Genomic DNA, 23,193 nt, shown 5'->3' with positions numbered 1-23,193 from the left:
TCATTTTTATGGTGAAAATTTTTCTTATTTATTAAATATTTTTATGTTCGGTACAATCTTTTGTTTTTTTGAAAAGCAATTTGTACTGAACAATCATCGAAATTCAACCGTTTCCATTTTATACTTACGTCAGGAGGTGAGGAGATGCATTACAAATTAAGTTATCTCCTATCCCAAAAAGCCAATTGTTACGTTACATTGAACGAAGCGCAAATTCAGACAGGCCTGTCTGCCAAAGAAGTTCAGCAGCAATTGAAGAAGTTACCAATTAAACAAGAGTCAACTGTAGAAGATAAATTTTTCGTACCAGCTGTCACACCAAGACAATGGGCAAATTTATTAAGCCAAGAACCAATGGAAGCTTACAGCGAGGAAGAACGGCGCTCTTTAATATTTTTAATGAGTTATTCCCAGTATGAAGAATTGTCGTTGTTTCACTTTCAAGACTTTCTAGAGATTTCCAAAGGGACAGCAATTGCTGATATAAAAAAATTGCGTAATCTATTGGAAAAGGAAAAATTGGCATTGACTTATTCTCGTAAAGAAGGATTTCTGGCTTCTGGTGAAGAAGAAGCAATTCGTCGTTTTGCCAAAAACTGTGTTGCCTTTTTATTACAAAGTAGCAGTGGTAAATTTGGCCTGCTGTATTGGCTGAATCAACAAGATTTAAGTCTTTATGCTGCTTGGCGCGATACCATTCAAGAAAAAAGTCAGCTAGTTGGTTTAGAAATCGTACCTAGTCGGATTGATGAAGTTGCTGTATTTTTAGCTTTTTCTGCTAAACGAATGGCTGATTCACAATTAGCACCTTTAACCGATCGGCAATTGGTGCGCTCACTGACTGCGTATCATGCCAGTGAACAAATTTATCAAAATTTTTTTGACCAAGCCCATTTAAACGAGCTTGATTATTTAACCATTATTTTGATGACTGTCACTCAGGGCGAAATTCAAGACATTCAACTGGATCAATTATTAAGTTGCTCGGCTGAAATCATTCATCGGATGGAAAATTTATCAGCGATTGGTTTTTCAAATTTTCGCGAATTGTTGATGAATTTGTTTTATCACTTGGTACCAGCATATTTTCGTATCAGAAATGGGTTTTATTTACCAAATGTCTTAATTGAAAATATTCAAATGGAATATGCAGAAATCTATCGTTTTACTAAAGAAGCATTGCTACCACTAGAAAAATTAGCAGAAAGAGAAATACCTGAAGAAGAGGTTGGCTTTTTCTCGATTTTATTTGGTGGTGAAGTAGCTCGACAGAAAGAGGAAGCGGTTCAAGAAGAAATTCGTGGCTTGATTGTTTGTCCTAATGGCATCAGTTCTTCATTAATTTTGCAGACAGAATTAAATAAAATGTTTCCAACGATTCATTTTAAAGCATCCAACTCAGTCGATCAGCTGCAAAGTATTTCAGAAGAAAGTTACGATGTGATTTTTTCGACGATAAATATTGAAAGCAACAAACAAGTTTATGTCGTTAAACCTTTAATGTCGCAACTGGAAAAAAATCAATTGATCAATCGGGTGCAACAAGAATTATTGATTCCTGGTTTTTCACTACCTAGTGCAAAAGAAATTGTGGATGCGTTACTACCTTATATTGAAATCAAAAAAGGAGTAACCAAAGAAAAATTATACAAGGTTTTAAATAAAAAGATGAATCGAATGATTGAGAAGAAGGAGGACCGCCGCCCTATGTTAACAGAATTAATTACCGAAGACATGATTCAAATCAGTGATCAGCCATTAGGATGGGAAGAAGCGATTCGCTTAACGGCAGAACCATTATTAGAGAAAGAAAAAATTGAGGAAAGCTATATTACCGCAATGATTGATAAGGTAAAGCAATATGGACCTTTCATTCACATTGGTAAAGGTATTGCTTTACCCCATGCTCGTCCTGAAGATGGCGTGAAGGAAATCGGGATGTCTTTATTGAAAGTCAAAGAACCTGTTTTACTTGTCGATGATGAAAAACATGCGATTCAATTGTTCGTTTGTTTAGCTGCTGTTGATAACGAAGCTCATCTGCGGGCACTATCGAGTTTGACCAAACTATTGTCAGACAAAGAAAACTTAGAAGCTTTATTAAATGCCGAAACAAAAGAAGAAATACTAACTATTTTAGCAAAAGGAGAGAATGAATAATGAAATTTGCAGCAGTTTGTGGGTCCGGATTAGGATCAAGTTTTATGGTAGAAATGAATATTAATTCAGTATTAAAAGATTTAGGTGTTGATGGTGTGGAAGTATCTCACTTTGACATGGGTAGTGCGTCACCAGATATGGCAGATGTGTTCTTTGTTGCTAGTGATTTAGCTGACAGCGCGCAACATTTAGGCGAAGTTGTTGTTTTAGACAGCATCATCGATATGGATGAATTAAAAGAAAAAGTTCAAAAAGTAGTAACAGAAAAAGGCTTGCTTTAAAAATTAAGTAGGCTTGAGACGGCAGAAGTCCCAAGTCTATTTTTTTAGGAAAAAAACCAAACTTAGGAGGAAAAAAGATGAATGGATTTTTAGATATTTTAATTGATATCGCCAGTACCCCAGCTTTGTTGGTAGCACTGATTGCTATTTTAGGGAATGTCCTGCAAAAGAAAGATATCGCTTCAACCGTTAAAGGTGGGATTAAAACTTTTGTTGGTTTCTTAGTAGTAACTGCCGGCGCTGGTGTAGTTGAGGGATCGTTGGCACCATTTGGTGAAATGTTCCAAGCTGCTTTTAACATGCAGGGGGTTGTGCCAAATAATGAAGCCATCGTAGCGTTAGCTTTGACTAAATTCGGAACGTATACAGCACTTATTATGTTAGCAGGAATGGCTTTCAATATTTTAATCGCCCGCATCACTCGTTTCAAATACATTTATTTAACTGGTCACGCAACTTTATATATGGCTTGTATGATTGCGGTAATTTTAAGCGTAACTGGTATGGGAACAGTACCTTTAGTTTTATTTGGTGGTTTAGCTTTAGGTTTAGCCAATACCATTTTCCCAGCAATCGCTCAACCGTTTACCCGTCAAATTACTAAAAATGATACTGTGGCGTTAGGTCATACAGGTAATTTTGGTTATGCATTAAGTGGTTTAATCGGTAAATATGTCGGTAACAAAGAAAAATCAACCGAGGATATTAATTTCCCTAAAGGGTTATCTTTCTTAAGAGATTCAACTGTAAGTATTACGATCACAATGGCGGTTGTTTACGTGATTGTGGCATTATTTGCCGGAAATGATTATATAACGACTAACTTAAGTGATGGCACTAACTACATCATTTATTCATTACAACAAGCAGGTTCATTTGCAGCAGGTGTATTTGTTATCTTAGCGGGTGTTCGTTTAATCTTGGCAGAAATCGTACCAGCTTTCAAAGGGATTTCAGAAAAATTAGTACCAAATTCTATTCCAGCCTTAGACTGCCCAATTGTTTTCCCATATGCACCAAATGCAGTATTAATTGGGTTCTTAACTAGTTTCGTTGGTGGGATTGTCAGTTTAGTTATCATGGTCTTCGCAGGAACAACTGTAATTATTCCAGGAGTTGTCCCTCATTTCTTCTGTGGTGCGACAGCCGGTGTTTATGGAAATGCAACTGGTGGTTTGCGTGGCGCATTAGCCGGTTCATTTATCCACGGAATTATCATCAGCTTTATGCCGATTTTATTAATGCCTGTTATGGGTGATCTTGGCTTCCAAGGTTCAACCTTCTCAGATACAGATTATGGTGTAACGGGAATTTTCTTAGGAAACTTAGCTAACTTTGGCGGACAAATTGCAGCAATTGCTGGAATCATTGCAGTTTTAGCTGTTTTAATCGGCTTAACTATTGCTTTCAAAGGCAAAGACACAAAAGCAGCAGCTAAATAATGGAGGGAAATCATAGCATGGAGAAAGAAATGCTTGGCAAATTAGAGCGCTTAGCCGCTGAAATTCGCATCAACAGTATTGAAGCGATTCGTAAAGTTGGCGCAGGTCATATCGGTGGCTCGTTATCAATCGCTGATTTATTAGCAGTTTTATACGGTAAACAAATGAAATTTGATCCAAAAAATCCTCAATGGGAAGATCGAGATCGTTTAGTTTTATCAAAAGGACATGCGGGTCCAGCATTGTATAGTACTCTTTCAGCAGTTGGTTTTTTTGACAAGAGTTGGTTGGGTACTTTAAATGAAGGAGGTACAAAATTACCTTCTCACCCTGACCGCACAAAAACACCTGGCGTAGATGCTACAACCGGTTCATTAGGTCAAGGAACTTCGGTGGCCGCTGGATTAGCGACTGGTTTAAAAATGCAGCAAAAAGATAATTATGTTTATTTAATTGTCGGAGATGGCGAATTAAATGAAGGTCAATGTTGGGAAGCATTCCAATACATTGCCCATTTTAAATTAAACAATTGCATCGTTATCATCGATGAAAACAAAAAACAATTAGATGGTACAACCCAAGATATCCTAAATCCATTTGATATTGAAGCAAAAATGCAAGCTTTTGGTTTTGCGACACAAAAAGTTAAAGGTGATGACTTAGTGGCCATTGACGAAGCAATCAACGCTAGTAAAACAGTGACTGATCAAGCAGTTTGTATCGTATTGGATTCAATTAAAGGTCAAGGGGTACCATTCTTCGAAGAAATGGAAGCCAATCATTCAGTCAAATTTGATAATGCTGACATTCAAAAAGCAACGGACGAAGCTTTAGAAGTATTAAGAACAAAGGAGCGTGGCTAGATGTTTACATTAACTGATGATAAAAAAGTAGGTAAAGAACTACGCGCAACCGTTGTAGATGCTCTAAAAGACGTTATGGCTGAAAATGATCAAGTAATTGCTTTAGATGCTGATCTTGGTGGCGCAAGTAAGTGGACTGATATCGCAAAAACGCATCCTAATCGTTTTATTAATGTGGGAATTGCTGAAGCCAATATGGTTGGTGTGGCTGCCGGTTTAAACTTAGCAGGCTTTACGCCATTCATTCATACCTTTGGTCCATTTGCTACCAGACGTGTGTTAGATCAAATTTATCTATCAGGTGCTTATTCTAAAAATACGATTAATATTTTTGGTTCAGATCCTGGCTTTGCAGCTGGACACAATGGCGGTACGCATACAACTTGGGAAGATATGGCCTTACTTCGCTCGATTCCCGATGTAGTGATTTGTGATGGAGCTGATGAAGTTCAGTTAGATTGGATTATTAAAGAATTTAGCAAAATGACTGGCGTCCATTATGTTCGCGGTAATCGTAAAGGTGTTAAAAATGTTTATCAAGCAGGTTCAACCTTTGAAATTGGGAAAGGAAATCTTTTACGAGAAGGCTCAGATTATTTAATCGTTGCAGCTGGTCAATTAGTTTCAGAAGCATTAGAGATTGCTGATCAATTAGCAGATAAAGGCGTAATGGTAGATGTGATTGATATGTTTACAATCAAACCTTTAGATGAAGAATTATTGTTGGAACGTTTGATTGGTAAAAAAGGCGTGATTACGATTGAAAATCATTCGATTATTGGTGGTTTAGGTAGTGCCGTAGCAGAAGTAATTGCTGAAAATGGTATTGCAGTCCCACTTAAACGTATCGGGGTTGATAATCGTTTTGGACAAGTTGGTACACCTGAATTCTTGCAAAAAGAATTTGGTTTAACAACTGAAACAATGCTAGAGCGTTTGAAAAACTTTATTAAATAAAAACGAAGCGATGAACTGTGGAAGGCTTCCTAAAAGTTGGCATAACTAACTTTTGGATTACTTCCTCAGTTCATCGTTTTTTAATCTGTATAGTTTGACATATCCTCTGCCGTGACTATTTCCGGATGATATTCACTAATTTCTCCGGTAATAATCTTATGTTGTAATTTATCAATAAAAGATTCAATCTGTTCATCAGCTGTAATGCTAGAAAATTTCCAAACAGGATAATTCCACCACTTTAAGATTAATAATTGTTCAATAATTTTAAAGGGATACCGATAACGAATAATTTTTGCCGGCGAACCTGCAACAATAGCGTAAGGTGGTACATCCTTAGTGACAATTGAACGAGCACCAACAACTGCACCATCACCAACCTTTATATTTTTTTTGAACAAAACTTCTTGTCCTAACCAAACATCGTTTCCAAGAATAATTCCATCATTCATTTGCTGATCGTACGGGACTTGTTTGAATCCACCGATTTGACAGGCATCAGAAAAACCGAAAGAGTCTGACACACTTGTACCAGAGATCATAACAGACGAGGTGGTAAAACGATCTAATGGATGTTGAGCTGACATAAATGAAATATCTGAGGCGATAGAGCAATAACGTCCAATTTGTGACTGTGTTGGAAACATAGTAGCAGAATAACTATGTGTACCGATAGTAGGCAAAGTTTTATCAAAAGACGATACTGTGTATAAGCAATTGTTTTCTAAAATAGTTGAATCATCAATGGTTAAAATACAATTATCAGCTAAACCATCCTGACGATTGACTGCAAAATAAATTTTCTTTGATAATAAAAATTGCCTAAGTTCAGGTGTTATTTTTATTTTTTTAATCATCATGTACTCCTTATTTTCTGATTTTTCATCAGTTATAAAGATATTTTACTATGATTTTTAGATGTAAGAGATATTCTCCCAGATATGGGAGAATGGTTTAATAAATCAATCCAGTAATAATGCCGCTTAAAAAACTAACCAAGGTAGCACTTAATAAAATTTTCAATCCGTGTTTGGCGACTAAATTGCCTTTTTCCTCGTTCAAACCTTTCATGGCACCAGAAATAATTCCAATTGAAGAAAAATTTGCGAATGAGACTAAAAAGACAGAAACAATCGCCGTTGTACGGCCAGAAAAATGAAAGTTGCCTTTAGCTAATTCTGTCATAGCAACAAATTCGTTTGTGACTAATTTAGTCGCCATTAAGCTACCAGCACTCACCGCTTCATTCCGCGAAATACCACTGAGAAAAGCCAATGGAGCAAAAATATAGCCTAAAATCTCTTGAAAACTTAAGCCTGTTACTTTAGCAAAAATAAAATTAATCATCGCAATCAAAGCTACAAAACCAATCAGCATGGCGGCAACAGTAATAGCCACGTGAAAACCATCCAAAATGTATTCTCCCAGCATTTGGAAGAAGGTTTGTTTTTGATCTTCTTCAATCGCTAATAAATCTTCTGTTTCCGAAAGTTTATAAGGATTTACGATTGCTGAAATAATATAACCGCCAAAAAGATTTAAAACTAATGCAGTAATAACATAACGAGGCTGTAATAAAGCCATGTAAGAACCTACAATTGACATTGAAACTGTCGACATGGCCGAAATACTCATAGTAGTAATTCGTTGTTCACTCAAATGAGGTAGCTCTTTTTTGATCGAAATAAAAACCTCAGACTGTCCTAAAATGGCTGAAGCCACGCCATTATAGGATTCTAATTTACCTAAGCCGTTTATTTTACTTAAAGCTAGTCCAACGCCCTTCATAAATAATGGTAAAATTTTGATGTAGCGCAAGATACCGATGATGGCAGAAATAAAAACAATCGGCATTAAAACATTTAAGAAAAATGGTGCACTGCCTTTATTAGCGATCCCACTAAAAACAAAAGCGACACCTGAGGCAGCAAATTTTAATAATGCATCAAATACTGCTGCTAAGGCCGAAACAATTACTGTACCAACAGACGTCCGCAATAATATAAAACCCAAAATAAACTGCAAAACCAGCATAAAAATAACACGTTTAAAAGCTATATTTTGACGTTGACTACTCATGCTAAACGCAACCAGTAAAACTATAATAAAACCAATTAATCCTACAAAATAGTGCATATACTCACTCCTTCAAAAATTCCTGATTCAGCATAGCGAATGTAGTGGAAAAAAACTAATAATAAGTTCATTATCCGACTAATTTTTAGACATTTCTCTTAAAAAAAACACTAACAAATTCATTTTAATAAAAATCTTTTCATCACCTTTTAGTAAATTTTGTGCTATGCTAAAAAAAATAACTTGAAGGAATGTAGCAAATGGAATCCAATAAAAAAACAGTTTCCTTACCGCGTTATCAGCAAGTAGCGGTTGAAATTGCTGAACGTATCGCTGAAGATCGCTATCGAGTAGGAGAAAAAATCCATGCTCGTTCAACTTTAGCTAGCAACTTTAATGTTTCACCAGAAACAGCTCGAAAAGCAATTAATGTGTTAGTTGATTTAGGGATTATGGAAGTTCGGCATGGCAGCGGTGCTTATGTCTTATCCAAGGAAAAAGCACAAGCATATTATGAACAGTACCAAGACGTCCAATCAATTCAAGAAATCAAAAATGAAATAGTGTCGAGTATTCAACGTCAACGAAACGAACTAGACGATATTAGTCAAAAATTGAACCAGTTGGTTGCCAAAACAAAACGGGTTCACCATTCGGCCCCCTTTGTTCCTTATGAGCTCACTTTAACTGAAAATGCGCAACTTTTAGGTCAAACGATCAATCAATTAAATATTTGGCACGAGACGGGCGCCACTATTGTCGCATTGCAAAAAGGCGACAATTTGGTGCTATCTCCGGGACCATATGCGAAATTAGAAGTTGGAAATATTTTATTTTTTGTCGGCAATGAATTAGGTTTCCAACGGATGCAAAATTTGTTTTATCCTGATAAATAAACAAAAGACCATGAAATTGAGGTAGTATTTTCATGGTCTTTTTATTATTCATGAAAATTTTTGAAAGTTTCTTTTTGACAAAAGTGAACACACGATGTTAGTATGATATGGTCACTTTTTTATCGTTTCGAGGGAATTGAAACGAAGAAAAAACAAGGAGGAACTTACAAGTGAGTAAAGTAAAGGTTGAACATTTAACCAAAATCTTCGGTAAAAAGCAGCAACAAGCTTTAGCGATGATTAAAGAAAATAAAAGCAAAACAGAAATATTAGAAAAAACCGGCGCAACGGTTGGGGTTTATGACGCTAGTTTTGAAGTCAACGAAGGAGAAATTTTCGTTGTGATGGGACTTTCCGGTAGTGGGAAATCTACCATGATTCGTCTATTGAACCGTCTGATTGATCCAACTTCAGGTGAAATTTATATTGATGGCGAAGATATTGCTAAGATGAATAAAGATGAACTGCGGGAAGTTCGTCGCCACAAAATTAACATGGTTTTCCAGAACTTTGGTCTATTTCCACATCGAACTATTTTGGAAAATACTGAATATGGTTTAGAAGTTCGCGGTGTGTCAAAAGAAGAACGACAAGCAAAGGCAGAAAAAGCTTTAGAAAATTCTGGACTGCTTTCATTTAAAGATCAATATCCAAATCAATTATCCGGTGGGATGCAACAGCGGGTTGGTTTAGCGCGAGCATTAGCAAATGATCCAGAAGTTTTGTTAATGGATGAAGCTTTTTCTGCGTTGGATCCGTTAATCCGTCGAGAAATGCAAGACGAGTTATTGGATTTACAAGCAAGTGTCCAAAAAACAATTATTTTCATTACCCATGATTTAAATGAAGCATTGCGTTTAGGTGATCGGATTGCTTTGATGAAGGATGGACAGATTATGCAAATTGGTACGGGAGAAGAATTCTTGACTAACCCTGCTAATCAATATGTTCGTGATTTCGTTGAAGATGTGGATCGCTCGAAAGTCTTAACGGCACAAAACATTATGGTACCTGCTTTGACAACAAATATTGAAGTCGATGGACCAAATGTTGCCTTAAATCGGATGCGGAAAGAAGAAGTCAGTATGTTGCTGGCGGTAGACCGTAAACGTAAACTAAAAGGTAGCTTGACAGCAGAAGCTGCTTCGGAAGCTCGTAAGAACAGTCTTACTTTAAAAGAAGTACTAGACAAAAATGTTAGAAAAATTAAACCAGATATGCTGGTTACAGATATTTTCAATCTGATTTTTGACTCACCGGCACCACTTGCGGTAGTTGACGATGATGATAAATTAATTGGCGTAGTCATTCGCGGGAGTGTAATCGAAGCATTAGCTGGTGAGCACGAGGAAGAAGAGGTGGCAATCAATGAATAATTTTTTAACAAATAGTTTGCCAGTTGCTGATTGGGTAGAAAACTTTACTAGTTGGTTAACCAGTACTTTTTCTGGCTTATTCTCAGTTTTACAAAGTATCGGTCAATTTATCATGGATGGCATGACTGCTTTATTAACAGGTATTCCTGCTTTACTATTCATTGTAATTTTGACGATTGCCGCATTTATGATCTCAAATAAAAAATGGGGTCTGACTTTCTTTACGTTAATTGGTTTACTCTTTATTTATAATCAAGGCTTATGGCCGGACTTGATGAGTACGATTACGCTAGTTGTATTATCTAGTGTGATTTCAATTATTATCGGGGTACCATTAGGAATTTGGATGGCTAAAAGTGATCGAGCAAAAAGTATCATTACGCCGATTCTAGATTTCATGCAAACAATGCCTGGTTTCGTTTATTTGATTCCAGCCGTTGCTTTCTTCGGAATTGGGATGGTGCCAGGGGTATTTGCCTCAGTAATTTTCGCTTTACCACCGACCGTACGTTTTACTAATTTAGGGATTCGTCAAATTCCAACTGAATTAGTCGAAGCATCTGATTCATTTGGTGGTACTGCTAAACAAAAATTATTTAAATTAGAATTACCATTAGCTAAAGGAACTATTTTAGCCGGAATCAACCAAACAACAATGTTAGCTTTATCAATGGTAGTAACAGCTTCAATGATCGGTGCACCTGGTTTGGGTCGCGGCGTCTTGTCAGCTTTACAACGTTCACAAGTAGGTAATGGTTTTGTTAATGGTTTAGCATTGGTTATTTTAGCGATTATTATTGACCGTTTCACACAAAACTTAAACCGACCAAAAACTGAAAAATCAGCGCAACCAATGTCTAAAAAGAAAAAAGCTGGGATTTTAGCAATGGCAGCTGTATTAATTGTTTCTTCAATTGGTGGTGTGGTTTACAATAATGCTCAAAACACCTCAAAAGGAACAGTAAACTTGGCTTATGTAGAATGGGATTCTGAAGTTGCTTCAACCAATGTGATTGCCCAAGTCTTAAGAGATCAAGGATATACCGTTAACGCGACACCGTTAGATAATTCAGTTATGTGGGAATCTGTTGCCAATGGAGAATCAGATGCATTAGTTTCTGCTTGGCTACCGACGACTCATGCGTCGCAATATGAAAAATACAAAGAAAACTTAGTTGATTTAGGTCCTAACTTAGAAGGGGCAAAAACAGGCTTAGTTGTGCCAGAATATATGGACGTCAATTCGATTAGTGATTTAACTGATCAAGCTGGACAAACCATTACCGGAATTGAACCAGGTGCCGGGATTATGAACTCAACTGAAAAAGCCTTGAGTGATTATTCAAATCTATCAAGTTGGAGTCTAGAAAGTTCTTCATCAGGTGCTATGACAACGGCGCTAGCTCAAGCAATCAATAATCAACAAGAAATTATTGTAACGGGCTGGACACCTCACTGGATGTTCCAAGAATATGATTTGAAATATCTAGAAGATCCTGAAGGAAGCTTTGGTGATGTTGAGTCCATCCATACAATGACTCGTAAAGGTTTAGAAGAGGATAACAAAGAAGTCTATGATATTTTAGATAAATTTGATTGGACGACTGACGACATGGAAAGCGTGATGCTAGCCGTTCGTGATGGTAAAGATCCGCAAGCAGCTGCACAAGATTGGATTAAAGCCAACAGTGATAAAGTTGCTGAATGGACAAAATAAGTTTATTGGAGAGTCGCTTGTGAGCGGCTCTTTTTTATGAAACAAAAAAGAGGACTTTTTCAGTCCTCTAAAAATTACAATTCTTTTTCACGGGCAATTGTGTCATCAACAGCTTTGACAACGGTTGCTAAGAAACGATTGTCTTCCAAGCTGACAACTCCAGCCACTGTTGTGCCACCAGGTGAGCTGACTTGATCAATTAAGCCCCAAGCATTTTCGGATGATACAGCTAAAGTTTCTGCGCTTCCTAGCACAGCCTGAGTGGCCATTTCGGTAGCTAAATCTTTTGGCAAGCCATTTTTTACTCCTGCTCTAGCCAAGGAATCAATATAAAGGAAAGTAAATGCGGGTGAACTTCCTGCAATTGCTGCAAAAGTTGAAAACTGTTCTTCTGGTAATTCCCAAGCTTTACCAATCGCTGCAAACAATGCGATTATTTCCGCAACTTGTTCTTTAGAAGTAAATTGATTGCCGCAAACTGCAGTTGCGCCTTGACCTACCATGGAATTCATATTTGGCATTACGCGAATAATACTGACGGCTTGCTCGGTTTCCAAATAATCATAAAGAGTCGCCAAATCTTTTCCAGCTGCGATAGAAACTAGCAGTGACTTTTTCGCTAAAATGGTTGTTCGAATTTCATTTATCACACTTTCAATAATTGGGGGCTTAACTGCCAATACAACTGTGTCAACTGCTTCAACCAATTGATTGACCTCTTCAACTGCATGGATACCTAATTGATCTGCTAAATTTTGGGCTTTTTCAAAATGGATGTTGTATAAATAGACATCTTCTGCAGAAACAAATTTTTGACTGATAATCCCTTCTATAATCGCCCGTGCCATATTACCGGCACCAATAAAACCAATTTTCATTTATTTTCCTCCTAAAATCTGTCTTCAATTGAATTATACGTTTTTTTTAATCACTTGAAAAATATTACAGCACAAGCTAAAGTTAAAACGAGGTGAGTCGATGTACGAAGAATATTTTAAAGAGGTTGGATTAACAGTGGTAGAATTACCTGTGGAATTGGAAAATAATTTACCGGTATATCGTGGATTAATTAAAGAATTGTCGTTTATTACAGCTGAAGCGATTTCGAAAAAAGCGATGTACGCTAAATTGTCAGAGCAATACCAGGTTTATCGCAAAGAAATTTTGGCGCAACAACAAGCAGTTGACGAAGAAAAATCTGCTTTGTCGTTGGAAGAGATGCTGCGTTATTATGACGGCGAAATCTTTGCGGATTTTTCTGTAAGTGATTTGGAGGATGAGCATGAATAGTATGGAGAAAATTAATCAATTTCGAGATGAAAGAAATTGGCGGCAATTTCATAATGAAAAAGACTTGGCTTTATCTTTGACGCTAGAAGCCAGTGAATTGTTGGAACTATTTCAGTGGAAGACGTCAGAAGAAGCCAAAGAAAAGCCAGAGCGACTAAAAGAAGAACTGGCAGATGTTTTGATTTATGCTTATATGTTAGCTGATAATTTAAATTTCGATATTGACCAGATTATTGCTGAGAAACTGGTCAAAAATGCACAGAAATATCCAATTGAAACGAGTCGTGACAGTCGAGAAAAACCAAAATAAGTAAATCTTTATTATTTCAATACCATTCGTTCACAAAAAGTTCATAAATATTGTTTATAGTATGCATATACCAACAAACAACCCTAACACTTTTTCATTTTTAACTCCTTGCCTGTCGGACCCCACCGACAGGCATATTTTTTTGCTTTAATCTAAAAGAGATGGTACAAATAGATTGAATAAATTTAAATTGGAGATGGCGCTATGTTTGGATTTTTTGAAAAAATGGATACGATATTACCTGCTGACTTAGAAAGACAGCTGAAAAAAAATAAATTAACAGTTTTAGATGTACGGGATACAAACGAATATGCTTCTGGACATATTCCCAATGCGATTAATTATCCTTTGGCAGATATCGAAAACTATCAAGGGGCTAAAGATCAACCAACTTATGTCGTTTGTCAAGGTGGCGTTCGTAGCAAAAAAGCTGCAAAAATTTTGCAGGCCAAAGGATATCAAGTGGTAAATGTAACCGGTGGTATGAATTTGTGGCAAGGATCTCTTTCAAAAAAATAGCATCAAATGTTTTTGAATTTCCCATAAATTCTTCAAAGGTTCTTCAAATTCTCTCGGTATTATATATTCATACCAACAAACAACCCTAACACTTTTTTTCATTTTTAACTCCTAGCCCGCTAGTTCCCCGACTGGCGGGCATCCTTTTGTCTTCAAATAGGTTCTTATAGATTTTGCTCCTTGATTAAATGGTAATGGGCCTTTTTAGCTTGTAAGAAATCAATATGATCTTGGAGCTTTCTTTTTTCGAATTCCAATAATTGTTCTTGTTCTTCCAAAATGGCAATGCGTTGATTGATCGTGGTGATTCCTTGTTCTCGTAGCTTAGAATACTCAATAATTTTTGATAATTGCATCCCAGTGTTTTTGGCTTTTTGGATAAATTCAATCCAGTCCAAATCTTTTTTTGTAAATAGGCGATAATTATTTTCTGATCGTTTAGGCTGAAGTAAGCCTAATTCTTCATAATATCGTAAAGTGGGTATTGATAAATTTGTCAGTCGGGCTACTTCGGAAATTTTATAATTTTTAGTCATTGCTGTCCTCATAAATTTTTTCTTGCTATCAAGTAAGCTTGATAGTTTATGCTCATTGTATCAAAGAGGAGGATGTCATATGAATAATTATCAACGAGGATTAGAAATAAGAAAACAAGTTATTGGTCAAGAAGCTAGTCGTGCTGTATCGGAAAGTCTGAAAGAAATTGCACCAGTTTTAGATGAATACACTTTACTGGTATTCGATGAAATGGAAAATCGCAAAATTTTAGACTTAAAACAGCGAGAAATGATTACCATCACAACTTTATTAACTCAAGGAGATACTGCACCGCAATTAAAAATTCATATTCAAGGTGCTTTAAATGTGGGTTTATCGCAAGCTGAAATTATTGAGACCTTTATCCAATGTTTACCATATGTCGGTTTTCCAAAAGTTTTAAATGCTATTGCAGTTGCTAAAAAGGTATTTGAATAATAAGATTACGTCCAGATGATAACAAATTCTGGTCGTTTTTTTATGTAAATATTTACCATAAATTTCGATTATTTAAAGTAATTTAGAGTAAATTCAAATAGATAATTAGAATAACCTGTGATAGTATAAAAACGTCAAAATAAATGGTAGTTTAATAACTATCTTGGAGGAAACAAAATGATTGAAATTATTGCGACAGCAGAATCAATGGCACAGGCCTATGATTTGTTAGCTGCTGACGTCGATACTTTGTATATTGGGGAAGAAAACTTTGGTTTACGTTTGCCCTATTCCTTTTCTCGAGCTGAACAGCAGGAATTAATCGAAGCGGCTCATCAACAAGGAAAAAAAATAAATATCGCTTTAAATGGTATTATGCATCCAGAGAAGATGAAAGAAGTACCAGAATATTTAGCTTTTCTTAGTCAGGTCAAACCAGATCGGATTGTGGTAGGCGATACAGGTGTGATTCATTTATTACGCAAAGGAAACTATGGTTTAGATTTTATATATGATGCTCAAACTTTAGTCACTAATGCACGTCAAATAAATTTTTGGCATAAAAAAGGCGCTAGTGGCGCAGTATTAGCCCGGGAAGTTCCTTTTGATGAGATGAAACTATTGAACACCGAAGTAGAAGTACCAGTGGAAGTTTTGGTTTATGGTGCTACTTGTATCCATCAGTCCAAACGGCCATTAGTTGAAAATTATTTTAATTATACAAAACAAGATAGTAAAAAAGATAAAGAGCGAGGCTTGTTTATTTCCGAACCACGTAAAGATGAAACCCATTATTCAATCTATGAAGATCAACATGGCACTCATATTTTTGCCAATAATGATATCGATTTGTTACCGCAGTTGCAGGAATTAGTTGCGGCGGGATTTACTACCTGGAAGCTGGATGGTATCTTCACTCCCGGGGAAAATTTTGTGGAAATCGCCAAGCTTTTTGTAACAGCAAAAAAAATGTTAGAAGAAGATAATTGGCAAACAGCAGATATTCAAAAATTAGCTGAACAATTACAACAACTTCATCCTGAAAATCGCGAATTAGATACAGGATTTTACTATTTTGATCCAGCCAGCATTAAATAAGGAGAACATTATGCAAAAAACAGCTTTAAAACGTCCTGAGGTGTTAGCACCAGCTGGGACTTTAGAAAAATTGAAAACAGCGATTCATTATGGTGCGGATGCTGTTTATATCGGTGGCGACGCCTACGGTTTGCGTTCACGGGCCGGAAACTTTTCATTTGAGGAAATGGCAGAAGGCGTAGCTTTTGCCAATGAGCACAAGGCAAAAGTTTATGTAGCAGCGAATATGGTTACTCATGAAGGCAATGAAAAAGGCGCCGGCGATTTTTTCCGTACGTTACGAGATATCGGTATTTCAGCGGTGATTGTTTCTGATCCAGCCTTAATTGAAATTTGTGCGACAGAAGCACCCGGCTTACCGATTCATTTATCAACACAAGCTTCGGCAACAAATTATGAAACGTTAGAATTTTGGCGTGAAGAAGGCTTGGAGCGGGTCGTGTTAGCTCGAGAAGTCTCGATGGAAGAGTTGGCGGAAATTCGTAAAAATACGTCTATTCAAATTGAAGCATTTATTCATGGTGCTATGTGTATTTCTTATTCCGGTCGTTGTACTTTGTCTAACCACATGTCGATGCGCGATGCCAATCGTGGCGGTTGCTCGCAGTCTTGCCGTTGGAAGTATGAATTATTCGATATGCCCTTTGCGAAAGAACACCGTTCATTAACTGAAAATGGAGAAGTGACAGAAGAATTTTCTATGAGTGCGGTGGATATGTCGATGATTGAACATATTCCTGATTTAGTTCAAAATGGTGTAGATAGTTTAAAAATTGAAGGTCGGATGAAATCTATTCATTATGTATCGACTGTGGCAAATGTATATAAAACAGCAATCGATAGCTACATGGCTGACCCTGAAAATTATGTACTAAAACAAGAATGGGTGGATGAACTTTGGAAAGTGGCACAACGAGAACTTTCTACTGGTTTTTATTACCATACACCTACGGAAAATGAACAATTATTTGGCCCAAGACGAAAAATCCCAGTCTATCAATTTATCGGTGAAGTCTTGAGTTATGATGAATCTAGTGGGATTGCCACCATCCGCCAAAGAAATCATTTTTCTGTGGGAGATGAAATTGAATTTTATGGTCCTAATTTCGAACATTTCCACCAAAATGTAATGGAAATGAAAAATGAAGACGATGAATCAATTGATCGCGCACCAAATCCAATGATGATTGTGACGATGCCGGTTGCTCAAGTAGTAAAACCAGGAGATATGATTCGCCGTAAAAAGCCTGAAGTGACGAAATAATCTTAAGTCGAGACAATTTGTCTCGGCTTTTGTTATGATGAGGGTGAAGCTTTGAATGAGGAGGAGAATAAATGCAAGAATATGATTATATCGTTGTTGGCGGTGGCAGTGGCGGCATTGCTTCAGCCAATCGCGCGGGTGAACATGGGGCAAAAGTTCTATTAATAGAAGGAAATAAAATCGGTGGTACCTGTGTCAATGTAGGCTGTGTACCAAAAAAAGTTATGTGGCAAGCCAGTACCATGATGGAAATGCTGCAACGGGATGTTTCCGGCTACGGTTTTGATGTAACGATTAACCAATTTGATTTTACCGCTTTAGTAGAAGCGCGGGAAAAATATATTGATTTCTTGCACGGCGCTTACAATCGAGGATTGGATCACAATAAAGTAGAACGAATTTCTGGTTATGCTACTTTCCAATCAGATCATGTGATTGAAGTGAACGGAGAAACTTACACCGCACCCAATATATTGATTGCAACTGGTGGTTATGCGGGACCAATGAATGTTCCTGGTGGAGAATATGCTCTAGATTCTGACGATTTCTTCGCTTTAAAAACCCAGCCAAAATCAGCAATCATGTTAGGTGCTGGTTATATTGCTGCAGAATTAAGTGGAGTGATGCAAGGCTTGGGAACAAAAGTTGACTGGGCTTTTCGTCATGAATTGCCATTAAGAACTTTTGATAAAATGTTAGCGGAAAACTTGCTAGAAATCTATCAAGATAATCACATGGGCATCCATCCTAATTGCGTTGTAGAAAAAATTGAGAAAAATGGTGAGGCCTTCACTGTTTATTTTGAAAATGGCCAAACTTTAACGGCAGAAAAAGTTTTCTTTGCTGGTGGACGTAAAGCCAATACTGAAAAAATCGGATTGGAAAATACCCAAGTGGAATTAGATGATAAAGGTTTTGTCAAAGTTGATAAATACCAAAATACAACCGCTGACGACGTATATGCTGTGGGAGATGTTATCGGAAAATTTGGCTTAACTCCTGTGGCAATCAAGGCGGGACGCCAGCTTTCTGAACGACTATTCAATGGTCAAACGGAAGCTCATTTAGACTATGAAAATATTCCAACCGTGGTGTTTACTCACCCAACAATGGCAACAGTTGGTTTATCAGAAGCCGAAGCAATTGAAAAATATGGCGAAGGTAAAATTAAAGTGTATCGTTCCCGTTTTACTCCGATGTATTTTGCTTTAGGGGAATACCGTCAAAAATGTGAAATGAAATTAGTTTGTCAAGGTGAGAACGAAAAAATTATTGGTTTACATGCTATTGGTGTCGGTGTTGATGAAATGCTACAAGGGTTTGCAGTAGCAATTAAAATGGGCGCAACCAAAGCTGACTTTGATAATACAGTGGCAATCCATCCAACTGGCAGTGAAGAATTTGTAACTATGCGCTAATCAAAATAACTGTGATAGAAAGAAATTTCTATTGCAGTTTTTTTGTGTAAATCAGTCGGAATACCTATTATTTACAATTGAATTCTTGCTATAATAAGCTATTACATCAAAAAAAGGGGAAGTGTCATGTTTTTAAATTTGTTAGGGATTACATTTATCTTTACAGCCTTAGGTTTATTACCAATTATTTATGATATTGTGCGGCGGAAAGGGCAAGGCGTAAAAAAAGGAATGATCATTTATCTTTTCTTCTTTATATGTTCCTTCATTTTTGTCTATTGGATGACGCCTCCGCAAAATTTAAGCTCAATTATTTCTAGTAATTTGACGGTCGCTTTTTTAATTAGTTTGGTGCTATTTTTTTCTTCACCGATAGAAAAAATAGCTGGACCAATCAGTGGTAAAGGAGTTAGAAATTTTCAATTTAAAGGCTTTGGCTTTCCTGCCAAAATTCCGGTACTTATTTTAGTCATCGGTATATTATTTGCGGCAGCCAGTGCTGTTTTACGAATCACTAGTATTAATAATGTTTACGATACCATCCAAGTAAAAAAAGTTAGCAAAACTGAAGAGCTTCGTTCGACTGAAGAAACGCCAATTGCTATCTCAACAGCCAGTGCACGCAATAAAATGCGTAAAATGATGAGTGTTGTGCCTAATAGCAATGTCTATGATCTAGGGACAATTACCGCGCAAAACGTTGATGGAGATTATGTTTATGTTGCCTCATTAGAATTTAAAGGATTAACAAAGTGGTTTAAATTCCGAGAATCACCCGGGTATTTGATTATCTCAGCAACCGATATTAATGCCCAACCGAAATTTGTTAAAAGTAAAATGAAATATATTCCAACGGCTTATTTAAATTATGATGCTGGTCGAAAGATATACTCTGAGGCGACACAATATGCCAATGTGGGTGCGGTGAACTTAGAAATCGCTAATGATGGCACACCTTATTATGTGCAAACTTTGACGAAAGAATACGGGATTAGCGGAATTACTTATTTTAATCGTTACAAAGTTGCTTTATTAAATGCCGTTACTGGTGATGTGAAAGTCTATGATTTAAAAGATGTGCCAAAATTCGTGGATGCGCCATTAACTAGTAAAGTTGCTCAAGAAATGAATCAATTTTATGGAAAATATGGCGATGGCTGGTGGAATTCTTTCTTTGGCCAGAAAAATGTCAAAGAACCAACTGATAATGGTATTTATTCCAATGGTGCGGTGACGCCTTTGTTAGATAAAAAAGATAATTTGTTGTATTTCACTGATTTCACTAGCCCAGATTCTTCTCAAGATTCGGCGTTAGGTTATAGTTTGATTAATGCTCGGACCGGTGTTTTACAATATTATCGTGATAAAAAAGGAATGATGGATAGTGATGGGGCGATTAGTGTCGCTTCGAAGATTTATCCAGAGAAAAAATGGAAGGCTCGTATGCCGATTTTATATAATGTTTCGGGAACGCCAACTTGGGTGATTTCTTTACTAGATTCCAATGGGATCTTCAAAAAATATGTTTATCTCAGTGCGATTGATAGTGATATTTTAGTAGATGGTGATACAGCCCAAGGAACATTGGACGCTTATCGAACACAGCTAGCGACAACTGATTCCAGTAATAACAATGTTGCAGCTAGTGATTTAACCGAATTTTCTGGTGTAGTTCGCAGAGTGAATCTCAATACGAATGGTACGACTACGACTGTTTCTTTCCTATTAGAAAATGACGAAACAATCTTTATTATGAATACCAGTAATAATTTATACTCGATCTTTTTAGAAGTTGGCGATACAGTAAGCTTTAAAGCCAATGTAATTAAAGGACAAACTACCGCAACAGTGGAGGATTTAACGATTCAAAATGTGACACCAGAATAAAAAAAGGGCAATGGTCAGCTGACCATTGCCTGTTTTTGTTATTGAACGCGAGGTTCTTTTGCTTCATTAATAGAATTTTTTGCTTTGTTACCAGTACGATTCATTGCTGATTTTGCTTTATCTGTTTGACGAGAAGCAAATTCACCAGTTGATTCAGCAGCGTCACCAACACGATCTTGGACTGTGACTGAATCTTCTTCATATTGTTCACGTGTTTTTACGTCAACCACATTTACATTGACTTCAATCACATCAAGACTAGTCATTTTGTTCATTTCTTCAGAAATAACTTTTTTGATTTGTTCATAGATATCAGTAATATCTTTACCGTATTCAGCCACAATATCTAAGTCAACAGCTACTTGTTTTTTTCCAACTTCTACATCAATTCCAGAAGTTACGTTATCAGTATTGACTAATTTTTCAGCTAAGTTAGAGAAAAATCCGCCATCAACAGTTAATAAACCATCAATTTTTTCTAAAGCAATCCCAACAATCTTTTGAATCACTTTGTCGTCAAAAGTTAGGTCACCTTTGATATTATGATTCTTTTCTGACATATCTGGTGTTGCCGGTGTTACTGGTTTGTTCATTTCTTTCGTATCCATAGTTCTCGTCCTCCTATTTTAATATCTTTTAAACTGATCAAAAAAACCAATTGACTGTAAATAATAGCCAAGATAACTTCCTATTAAGGTAAAGATGACCAGTAAAATTGTTTTTAAAAATCCAACTGTAATGAATAGAATCGCTAAAATTAAGCCAATCCCGCCAAAAATCAGTGGATACTTATAGCGCTTTAAAAAATTTTCCATAAGCTCCTCCTTATATCACTCGAGGTTGCTCTTGAGTTTGCGTTTTATTTGTCTTGAAGTTCTTAAAAGTGACCTCAGTAAAAACCTTCTCATTTGGACCAATTAAAGTAGTAATTTTATCTTTGATTTCGGCTGCCAACTGTTCCTGTTTAGTAGTGGCATGAAACATATTGCGCATTTTACCCTGTACTTTAATTTTAATTTTCTTCTTTTTAATCTTTACCTTTACATTTGGTTCAGATATATAAGGTTCTTGTTGAACGGTGGTCAATACAAAATTCTCCAGGGCTTTAGCTTGTACGATTAAAGCACCATCACTTTTTTCAAAGTGGAGCTCTTTACTCACATTGGGGAAGAAGATAATAACTAAAAGACCTATCAATAAAAGAATCATGAAGCCAAGACTAACCCAAAATAAAAATTCTGGGATATATTCACCAATTAAGGGATATTCTTTCATCGGTAAAAAGTTTAATTTTACCGGAGCAACATTTTGGTTTTCAATTATATTAAAAAAAAGTGGGAAGAAAAGTAAAATTAGCGCTAGAATTCCGATTATTTTCGTTAGTTTTCGCATCTAATTCATTCCTTCCTTTTATCTTTTACCTAGGAAGAATGAAACCACTGCAACTAGGATAATTGCACCAATGATTGAAGGAACAATTGCCATGCCGGCAAGTGATGGTCCCCAACTTCCTAAAATAGCTTGTCCAAGAGCTGAACCAACTAAACCAGCAATTATATTTGCAATGATTCCCATTGAAGAACCTTTCTTAGTGATTGCACCTGCAATAGCGCCAATCACACCACCAACGATTAATGACCATATAAGACCCATCGTAATCTCTCCTTTTTTATTTTAGATAGTAAATACCTAATTTTTTTGAGATGCTTATTCAATTCTTTTTCTGATTCTGATGTTTTTCGCATCATTCGGCGGGCCCTGCCTGTAAATGAAGCATACGACAATTACGGCTGGAAACGGTAATAATAAGACTTAAAAATACTATCAATTATTTATATATACAAAAATTTCTGATTGATTTTTGATTACTTCCTATTATATATACGGAAAAATATTTATTTTTTGTTCCAGAGTAATCATTTGATTTTTGACAAAAAATGTTTTTTTATTTATTTATTTAATTACATGGATAAAAAACAAGCAATAGTGGCCTTTAATTTGTGGAAGATTGAAAACTAAAAAACAGAAGATTCTTTAGTCTGAAAAATTATTTTACTAAAATCGAAAAAAATGCTTACGAAGAATTTTTTTCTGTGCTACCTTAATCAATGTGCTGAAAAATATTTCGTAACTTTTCAGAAAATATAATTCAGTCAAACAAAAAAGGAGTGGATGTAATGCCCAAAACAAAAACAGAAGGATTGCTTTTTACAACGATGATGTGTTTCATGATGGTCTTAGGAATGAGTACTTATAATTTAATTGTACATGGTGCTTTTTCAATAATGGCATTATTGACTGGCTTGATTCCCGGATTTGTTGTTGCATTTATTTTAGATGTATTTATCGTCGGAAAAGTGGCAAAATCGGTTGCTTTTAAATTACCAATCAACCAAGAAAAAATGTTGCATAAAATTTTAGCAATTTCCGGTTGTATGGTGACGGGGATGGTTTTATGTATGTCATTTTACGGTGTGATTTATGAACAAGGATTTAGTAGTCAATTTTTAGCTATGTATGGTCGGGCAATTTTAACCAACATCGTGATGGCTTTACCTTTACAACTATTAATAGTGGGTCCTATTTCAAGAAAAGCTTTAGCAACATTTCAAAAAATCTCAGAAAAAAATCGTTCAGTAGATGTAACACTAGATTAATTTTTCG

General features: G+C 36.2%; 25 protein-coding genes. 17 read left to right on the top strand and 8 right to left on the bottom strand.

The window, feature by feature from the left end; translation table 11 throughout:
* The first annotated feature begins 144 nt into the window (after positions 1-144).
* The 5 genes from ACVWNY_RS12115 (at position 145) to ACVWNY_RS12095 (ending at position 5,703) form a co-directional block, all read left to right on the top strand.
* Positions 145-2,160, top strand: coding sequence for a BglG family transcription antiterminator (locus ACVWNY_RS12115; protein ID WP_454071422.1), 2,016 nt, complete (start codon positions 145-147; stop codon positions 2,158-2,160).
* The gene (locus ACVWNY_RS12110; RefSeq protein ID WP_218326683.1) at positions 2,160-2,441 is read left to right on the top strand and encodes a PTS sugar transporter subunit IIB; all 282 of its coding nucleotides are present in this window, start codon (positions 2,160-2,162) and stop codon (positions 2,439-2,441) included. The genes ACVWNY_RS12115 and ACVWNY_RS12110 overlap by 1 nt, the downstream gene beginning before the upstream one ends.
* Positions 2,442-2,518: 77 nt before the next feature.
* Positions 2,519-3,883 carry a PTS ascorbate transporter subunit IIC gene (gene ulaA / locus ACVWNY_RS12105; protein ID WP_218326682.1) on the top strand — a complete coding sequence of 455 codons (1,365 nt, stop codon included), beginning with the start codon at positions 2,519-2,521 and terminating at the stop codon, positions 3,881-3,883.
* A 17-nt stretch (positions 3,884-3,900) separates the two neighbouring features.
* The gene (locus ACVWNY_RS12100) at positions 3,901-4,746 is read left to right on the top strand and encodes a transketolase (RefSeq protein ID WP_218326681.1); all 846 of its coding nucleotides are present in this window, start codon (positions 3,901-3,903) and stop codon (positions 4,744-4,746) included.
* A complete protein-coding gene (locus tag ACVWNY_RS12095; protein ID WP_438719216.1) occupies positions 4,747-5,703 on the top strand; it encodes a transketolase family protein in 957 nt (318 codons plus the stop codon).
* Between the two features lie 80 nt (positions 5,704-5,783).
* Here the strand turns inward: ACVWNY_RS12095 and ACVWNY_RS12090 are convergent, their stop codons facing one another.
* Both ACVWNY_RS12090 and ACVWNY_RS12085 read right to left on the bottom strand, forming a co-directional pair.
* A complete protein-coding gene (locus ACVWNY_RS12090) occupies positions 5,784-6,560 on the bottom strand; it encodes a CatB-related O-acetyltransferase (protein ID WP_281419034.1) in 777 nt (258 codons plus the stop codon).
* A gap of 97 nt (positions 6,561-6,657) precedes the next feature.
* Complete coding sequence (locus tag ACVWNY_RS12085) at positions 6,658-7,839, bottom strand: NupC/NupG family nucleoside CNT transporter (RefSeq protein ID WP_218326679.1); 1,182 nt, start codon at positions 7,837-7,839, stop codon at positions 6,658-6,660.
* 200 nt (positions 7,840-8,039) lie between these two features.
* Between ACVWNY_RS12085 and ACVWNY_RS12080 the strand changes: the two genes are divergently transcribed.
* From ACVWNY_RS12080 to ACVWNY_RS12070, 3 genes are all read left to right on the top strand, one after another.
* Positions 8,040-8,675 (top strand): GntR family transcriptional regulator, encoded by a 636-nt coding sequence (locus ACVWNY_RS12080; RefSeq protein ID WP_218326678.1) that lies wholly within the window; start codon positions 8,040-8,042, stop codon positions 8,673-8,675.
* A 170-nt stretch (positions 8,676-8,845) separates the two neighbouring features.
* Entirely contained in the window at positions 8,846-10,051 is a 1,206-nt protein-coding gene (locus ACVWNY_RS12075) for a quaternary amine ABC transporter ATP-binding protein (protein ID WP_218326677.1), read from the top strand.
* Positions 10,044-11,768, top strand: coding sequence for an ABC transporter permease/substrate binding protein (locus ACVWNY_RS12070; RefSeq protein WP_218326675.1), 1,725 nt, complete (start codon positions 10,044-10,046; stop codon positions 11,766-11,768). Before ACVWNY_RS12075 ends, ACVWNY_RS12070 begins: the two co-directional genes overlap by 8 nt.
* Positions 11,769-11,842: 74 nt before the next feature.
* Here the strand turns inward: ACVWNY_RS12070 and proC are convergent, their stop codons facing one another.
* A complete protein-coding gene (gene proC, locus ACVWNY_RS12065; protein ID WP_218326674.1) occupies positions 11,843-12,646 on the bottom strand; it encodes a pyrroline-5-carboxylate reductase in 804 nt (267 codons plus the stop codon).
* A 100-nt stretch (positions 12,647-12,746) separates the two neighbouring features.
* Between proC and ACVWNY_RS12060 the strand changes: the two genes are divergently transcribed.
* The 3 genes from ACVWNY_RS12060 (at position 12,747) to ACVWNY_RS12050 (ending at position 13,887) form a co-directional block, all read left to right on the top strand.
* Positions 12,747-13,058 carry a hypothetical protein gene (locus ACVWNY_RS12060; protein ID WP_218326672.1) on the top strand — a complete coding sequence of 104 codons (312 nt, stop codon included), beginning with the start codon at positions 12,747-12,749 and terminating at the stop codon, positions 13,056-13,058.
* Positions 13,051-13,368 (top strand): nucleotide pyrophosphohydrolase, encoded by a 318-nt coding sequence (locus tag ACVWNY_RS12055; RefSeq protein WP_438719227.1) that lies wholly within the window; start codon positions 13,051-13,053, stop codon positions 13,366-13,368. The genes ACVWNY_RS12060 and ACVWNY_RS12055 overlap by 8 nt, the downstream gene beginning before the upstream one ends.
* A gap of 204 nt (positions 13,369-13,572) precedes the next feature.
* Positions 13,573-13,887, top strand: a complete 315-nt coding sequence (locus ACVWNY_RS12050; RefSeq protein ID WP_218326669.1) for a rhodanese-like domain-containing protein — start codon at positions 13,573-13,575, stop codon at positions 13,885-13,887.
* A gap of 164 nt (positions 13,888-14,051) precedes the next feature.
* On the opposite strand, the gene ACVWNY_RS12045 is transcribed toward ACVWNY_RS12050, so the two are convergent.
* A complete protein-coding gene (locus tag ACVWNY_RS12045; RefSeq protein ID WP_218326667.1) occupies positions 14,052-14,423 on the bottom strand; it encodes a MerR family transcriptional regulator in 372 nt (123 codons plus the stop codon).
* Positions 14,424-14,502: 79 nt separating this feature from the next.
* Here ACVWNY_RS12045 and ACVWNY_RS12040 point away from each other — a divergent pair, with 79 nt between their 5' ends.
* The 5 genes from ACVWNY_RS12040 (at position 14,503) to ACVWNY_RS12020 (ending at position 20,529) form a co-directional block, all read left to right on the top strand.
* Complete coding sequence (locus ACVWNY_RS12040; RefSeq protein ID WP_218326666.1) at positions 14,503-14,862, top strand: carboxymuconolactone decarboxylase family protein; 360 nt, start codon at positions 14,503-14,505, stop codon at positions 14,860-14,862.
* A gap of 177 nt (positions 14,863-15,039) precedes the next feature.
* Complete coding sequence (locus tag ACVWNY_RS12035) at positions 15,040-15,960, top strand: peptidase U32 family protein (RefSeq protein ID WP_218326664.1); 921 nt, start codon at positions 15,040-15,042, stop codon at positions 15,958-15,960.
* Between the two features lie 10 nt (positions 15,961-15,970).
* Positions 15,971-17,224, top strand: a complete 1,254-nt coding sequence (locus ACVWNY_RS12030; protein ID WP_218326662.1) for a peptidase U32 family protein — start codon at positions 15,971-15,973, stop codon at positions 17,222-17,224.
* Between the two features lie 71 nt (positions 17,225-17,295).
* Positions 17,296-18,642 (top strand): glutathione-disulfide reductase, encoded by a 1,347-nt coding sequence (gor, locus tag ACVWNY_RS12025; protein WP_218326660.1) that lies wholly within the window; start codon positions 17,296-17,298, stop codon positions 18,640-18,642.
* 126 nt (positions 18,643-18,768) lie between these two features.
* Positions 18,769-20,529, top strand: a complete 1,761-nt coding sequence (locus ACVWNY_RS12020; protein WP_218326658.1) for a DNA-binding protein — start codon at positions 18,769-18,771, stop codon at positions 20,527-20,529.
* Between the two features lie 38 nt (positions 20,530-20,567).
* Here the strand turns inward: ACVWNY_RS12020 and ACVWNY_RS12015 are convergent, their stop codons facing one another.
* From ACVWNY_RS12015 to ACVWNY_RS12000, 4 genes are read right to left on the bottom strand one after another with little or no spacing between them, the layout of a single operon-like run.
* Positions 20,568-21,137 carry an Asp23/Gls24 family envelope stress response protein gene (locus ACVWNY_RS12015; protein ID WP_218326656.1) on the bottom strand — a complete coding sequence of 190 codons (570 nt, stop codon included), beginning with the start codon at positions 21,135-21,137 and terminating at the stop codon, positions 20,568-20,570.
* 18 nt (positions 21,138-21,155) lie between these two features.
* Positions 21,156-21,344 carry a DUF2273 domain-containing protein gene (locus ACVWNY_RS12010; RefSeq protein ID WP_218326654.1) on the bottom strand — a complete coding sequence of 63 codons (189 nt, stop codon included), beginning with the start codon at positions 21,342-21,344 and terminating at the stop codon, positions 21,156-21,158.
* Positions 21,345-21,354: 10 nt separating this feature from the next.
* Complete coding sequence (gene amaP, locus ACVWNY_RS12005) at positions 21,355-21,921, bottom strand: alkaline shock response membrane anchor protein AmaP (protein WP_218326653.1); 567 nt, start codon at positions 21,919-21,921, stop codon at positions 21,355-21,357.
* Between the two features lie 18 nt (positions 21,922-21,939).
* Positions 21,940-22,182 (bottom strand): GlsB/YeaQ/YmgE family stress response membrane protein, encoded by a 243-nt coding sequence (locus tag ACVWNY_RS12000; protein WP_218326651.1) that lies wholly within the window; start codon positions 22,180-22,182, stop codon positions 21,940-21,942.
* A gap of 524 nt (positions 22,183-22,706) precedes the next feature.
* On the opposite strand from ACVWNY_RS12000, the gene ACVWNY_RS11995 reads away from it, so the two are divergent.
* Positions 22,707-23,186, top strand: coding sequence for a DUF2798 domain-containing protein (locus ACVWNY_RS11995; protein ID WP_218326650.1), 480 nt, complete (start codon positions 22,707-22,709; stop codon positions 23,184-23,186).
* The last annotated feature ends 7 nt before the right edge of the window (positions 23,187-23,193 follow it).

The organism is Enterococcus sp. JNUCC 77, from assembly GCF_054819945.1.
Note: the sequence above shows the minus strand (reverse complement) of the source record. Positions and strands in the feature narration are given on the sequence as shown.

What these genes read in the sequence shown, in the direction of transcription:
- ACVWNY_RS12115 (WP_454071422.1), top strand. Translation starts at nt 145, where the DNA reads ATGCATTACAAATTAAGTTATCTCCTATCCCAAAAAGCCAATTGTTAC.
- ACVWNY_RS12110 (WP_218326683.1), top strand. Translation starts at nt 2,160, where the DNA reads ATGAAATTTGCAGCAGTTTGTGGGTCCGGATTAGGATCAAGTTTTATG.
- ulaA (WP_218326682.1), top strand. Translation starts at nt 2,519, where the DNA reads ATGAATGGATTTTTAGATATTTTAATTGATATCGCCAGTACCCCAGCT.
- ACVWNY_RS12100 (WP_218326681.1), top strand. Translation starts at nt 3,901, where the DNA reads ATGGAGAAAGAAATGCTTGGCAAATTAGAGCGCTTAGCCGCTGAAATT.
- ACVWNY_RS12095 (WP_438719216.1), top strand. Translation starts at nt 4,747, where the DNA reads ATGTTTACATTAACTGATGATAAAAAAGTAGGTAAAGAACTACGCGCA.
- ACVWNY_RS12090 (WP_281419034.1), bottom strand. Translation starts at nt 6,560, where the DNA reads ATGATTAAAAAAATAAAAATAACACCTGAACTTAGGCAATTTTTATTA.
- ACVWNY_RS12085 (WP_218326679.1), bottom strand. Translation starts at nt 7,839, where the DNA reads ATGCACTATTTTGTAGGATTAATTGGTTTTATTATAGTTTTACTGGTT.
- ACVWNY_RS12080 (WP_218326678.1), top strand. Translation starts at nt 8,040, where the DNA reads ATGGAATCCAATAAAAAAACAGTTTCCTTACCGCGTTATCAGCAAGTA.
- ACVWNY_RS12070 (WP_218326675.1), top strand. Translation starts at nt 10,044, where the DNA reads ATGAATAATTTTTTAACAAATAGTTTGCCAGTTGCTGATTGGGTAGAA.
- proC (WP_218326674.1), bottom strand. Translation starts at nt 12,646, where the DNA reads ATGAAAATTGGTTTTATTGGTGCCGGTAATATGGCACGGGCGATTATA.
- ACVWNY_RS12060 (WP_218326672.1), top strand. Translation starts at nt 12,747, where the DNA reads ATGTACGAAGAATATTTTAAAGAGGTTGGATTAACAGTGGTAGAATTA.
- ACVWNY_RS12055 (WP_438719227.1), top strand. Translation starts at nt 13,051, where the DNA reads ATGAATAGTATGGAGAAAATTAATCAATTTCGAGATGAAAGAAATTGG.
- ACVWNY_RS12050 (WP_218326669.1), top strand. Translation starts at nt 13,573, where the DNA reads ATGTTTGGATTTTTTGAAAAAATGGATACGATATTACCTGCTGACTTA.
- ACVWNY_RS12045 (WP_218326667.1), bottom strand. Translation starts at nt 14,423, where the DNA reads ATGACTAAAAATTATAAAATTTCCGAAGTAGCCCGACTGACAAATTTA.
- ACVWNY_RS12040 (WP_218326666.1), top strand. Translation starts at nt 14,503, where the DNA reads ATGAATAATTATCAACGAGGATTAGAAATAAGAAAACAAGTTATTGGT.
- ACVWNY_RS12035 (WP_218326664.1), top strand. Translation starts at nt 15,040, where the DNA reads ATGATTGAAATTATTGCGACAGCAGAATCAATGGCACAGGCCTATGAT.
- ACVWNY_RS12030 (WP_218326662.1), top strand. Translation starts at nt 15,971, where the DNA reads ATGCAAAAAACAGCTTTAAAACGTCCTGAGGTGTTAGCACCAGCTGGG.
- gor (WP_218326660.1), top strand. Translation starts at nt 17,296, where the DNA reads ATGCAAGAATATGATTATATCGTTGTTGGCGGTGGCAGTGGCGGCATT.
- ACVWNY_RS12020 (WP_218326658.1), top strand. Translation starts at nt 18,769, where the DNA reads ATGTTTTTAAATTTGTTAGGGATTACATTTATCTTTACAGCCTTAGGT.
- ACVWNY_RS12015 (WP_218326656.1), bottom strand. Translation starts at nt 21,137, where the DNA reads ATGGATACGAAAGAAATGAACAAACCAGTAACACCGGCAACACCAGAT.
- ACVWNY_RS12010 (WP_218326654.1), bottom strand. Translation starts at nt 21,344, where the DNA reads ATGGAAAATTTTTTAAAGCGCTATAAGTATCCACTGATTTTTGGCGGG.
- amaP (WP_218326653.1), bottom strand. Translation starts at nt 21,921, where the DNA reads ATGCGAAAACTAACGAAAATAATCGGAATTCTAGCGCTAATTTTACTT.
- ACVWNY_RS12000 (WP_218326651.1), bottom strand. Translation starts at nt 22,182, where the DNA reads ATGGGTCTTATATGGTCATTAATCGTTGGTGGTGTGATTGGCGCTATT.
- ACVWNY_RS11995 (WP_218326650.1), top strand. Translation starts at nt 22,707, where the DNA reads ATGCCCAAAACAAAAACAGAAGGATTGCTTTTTACAACGATGATGTGT.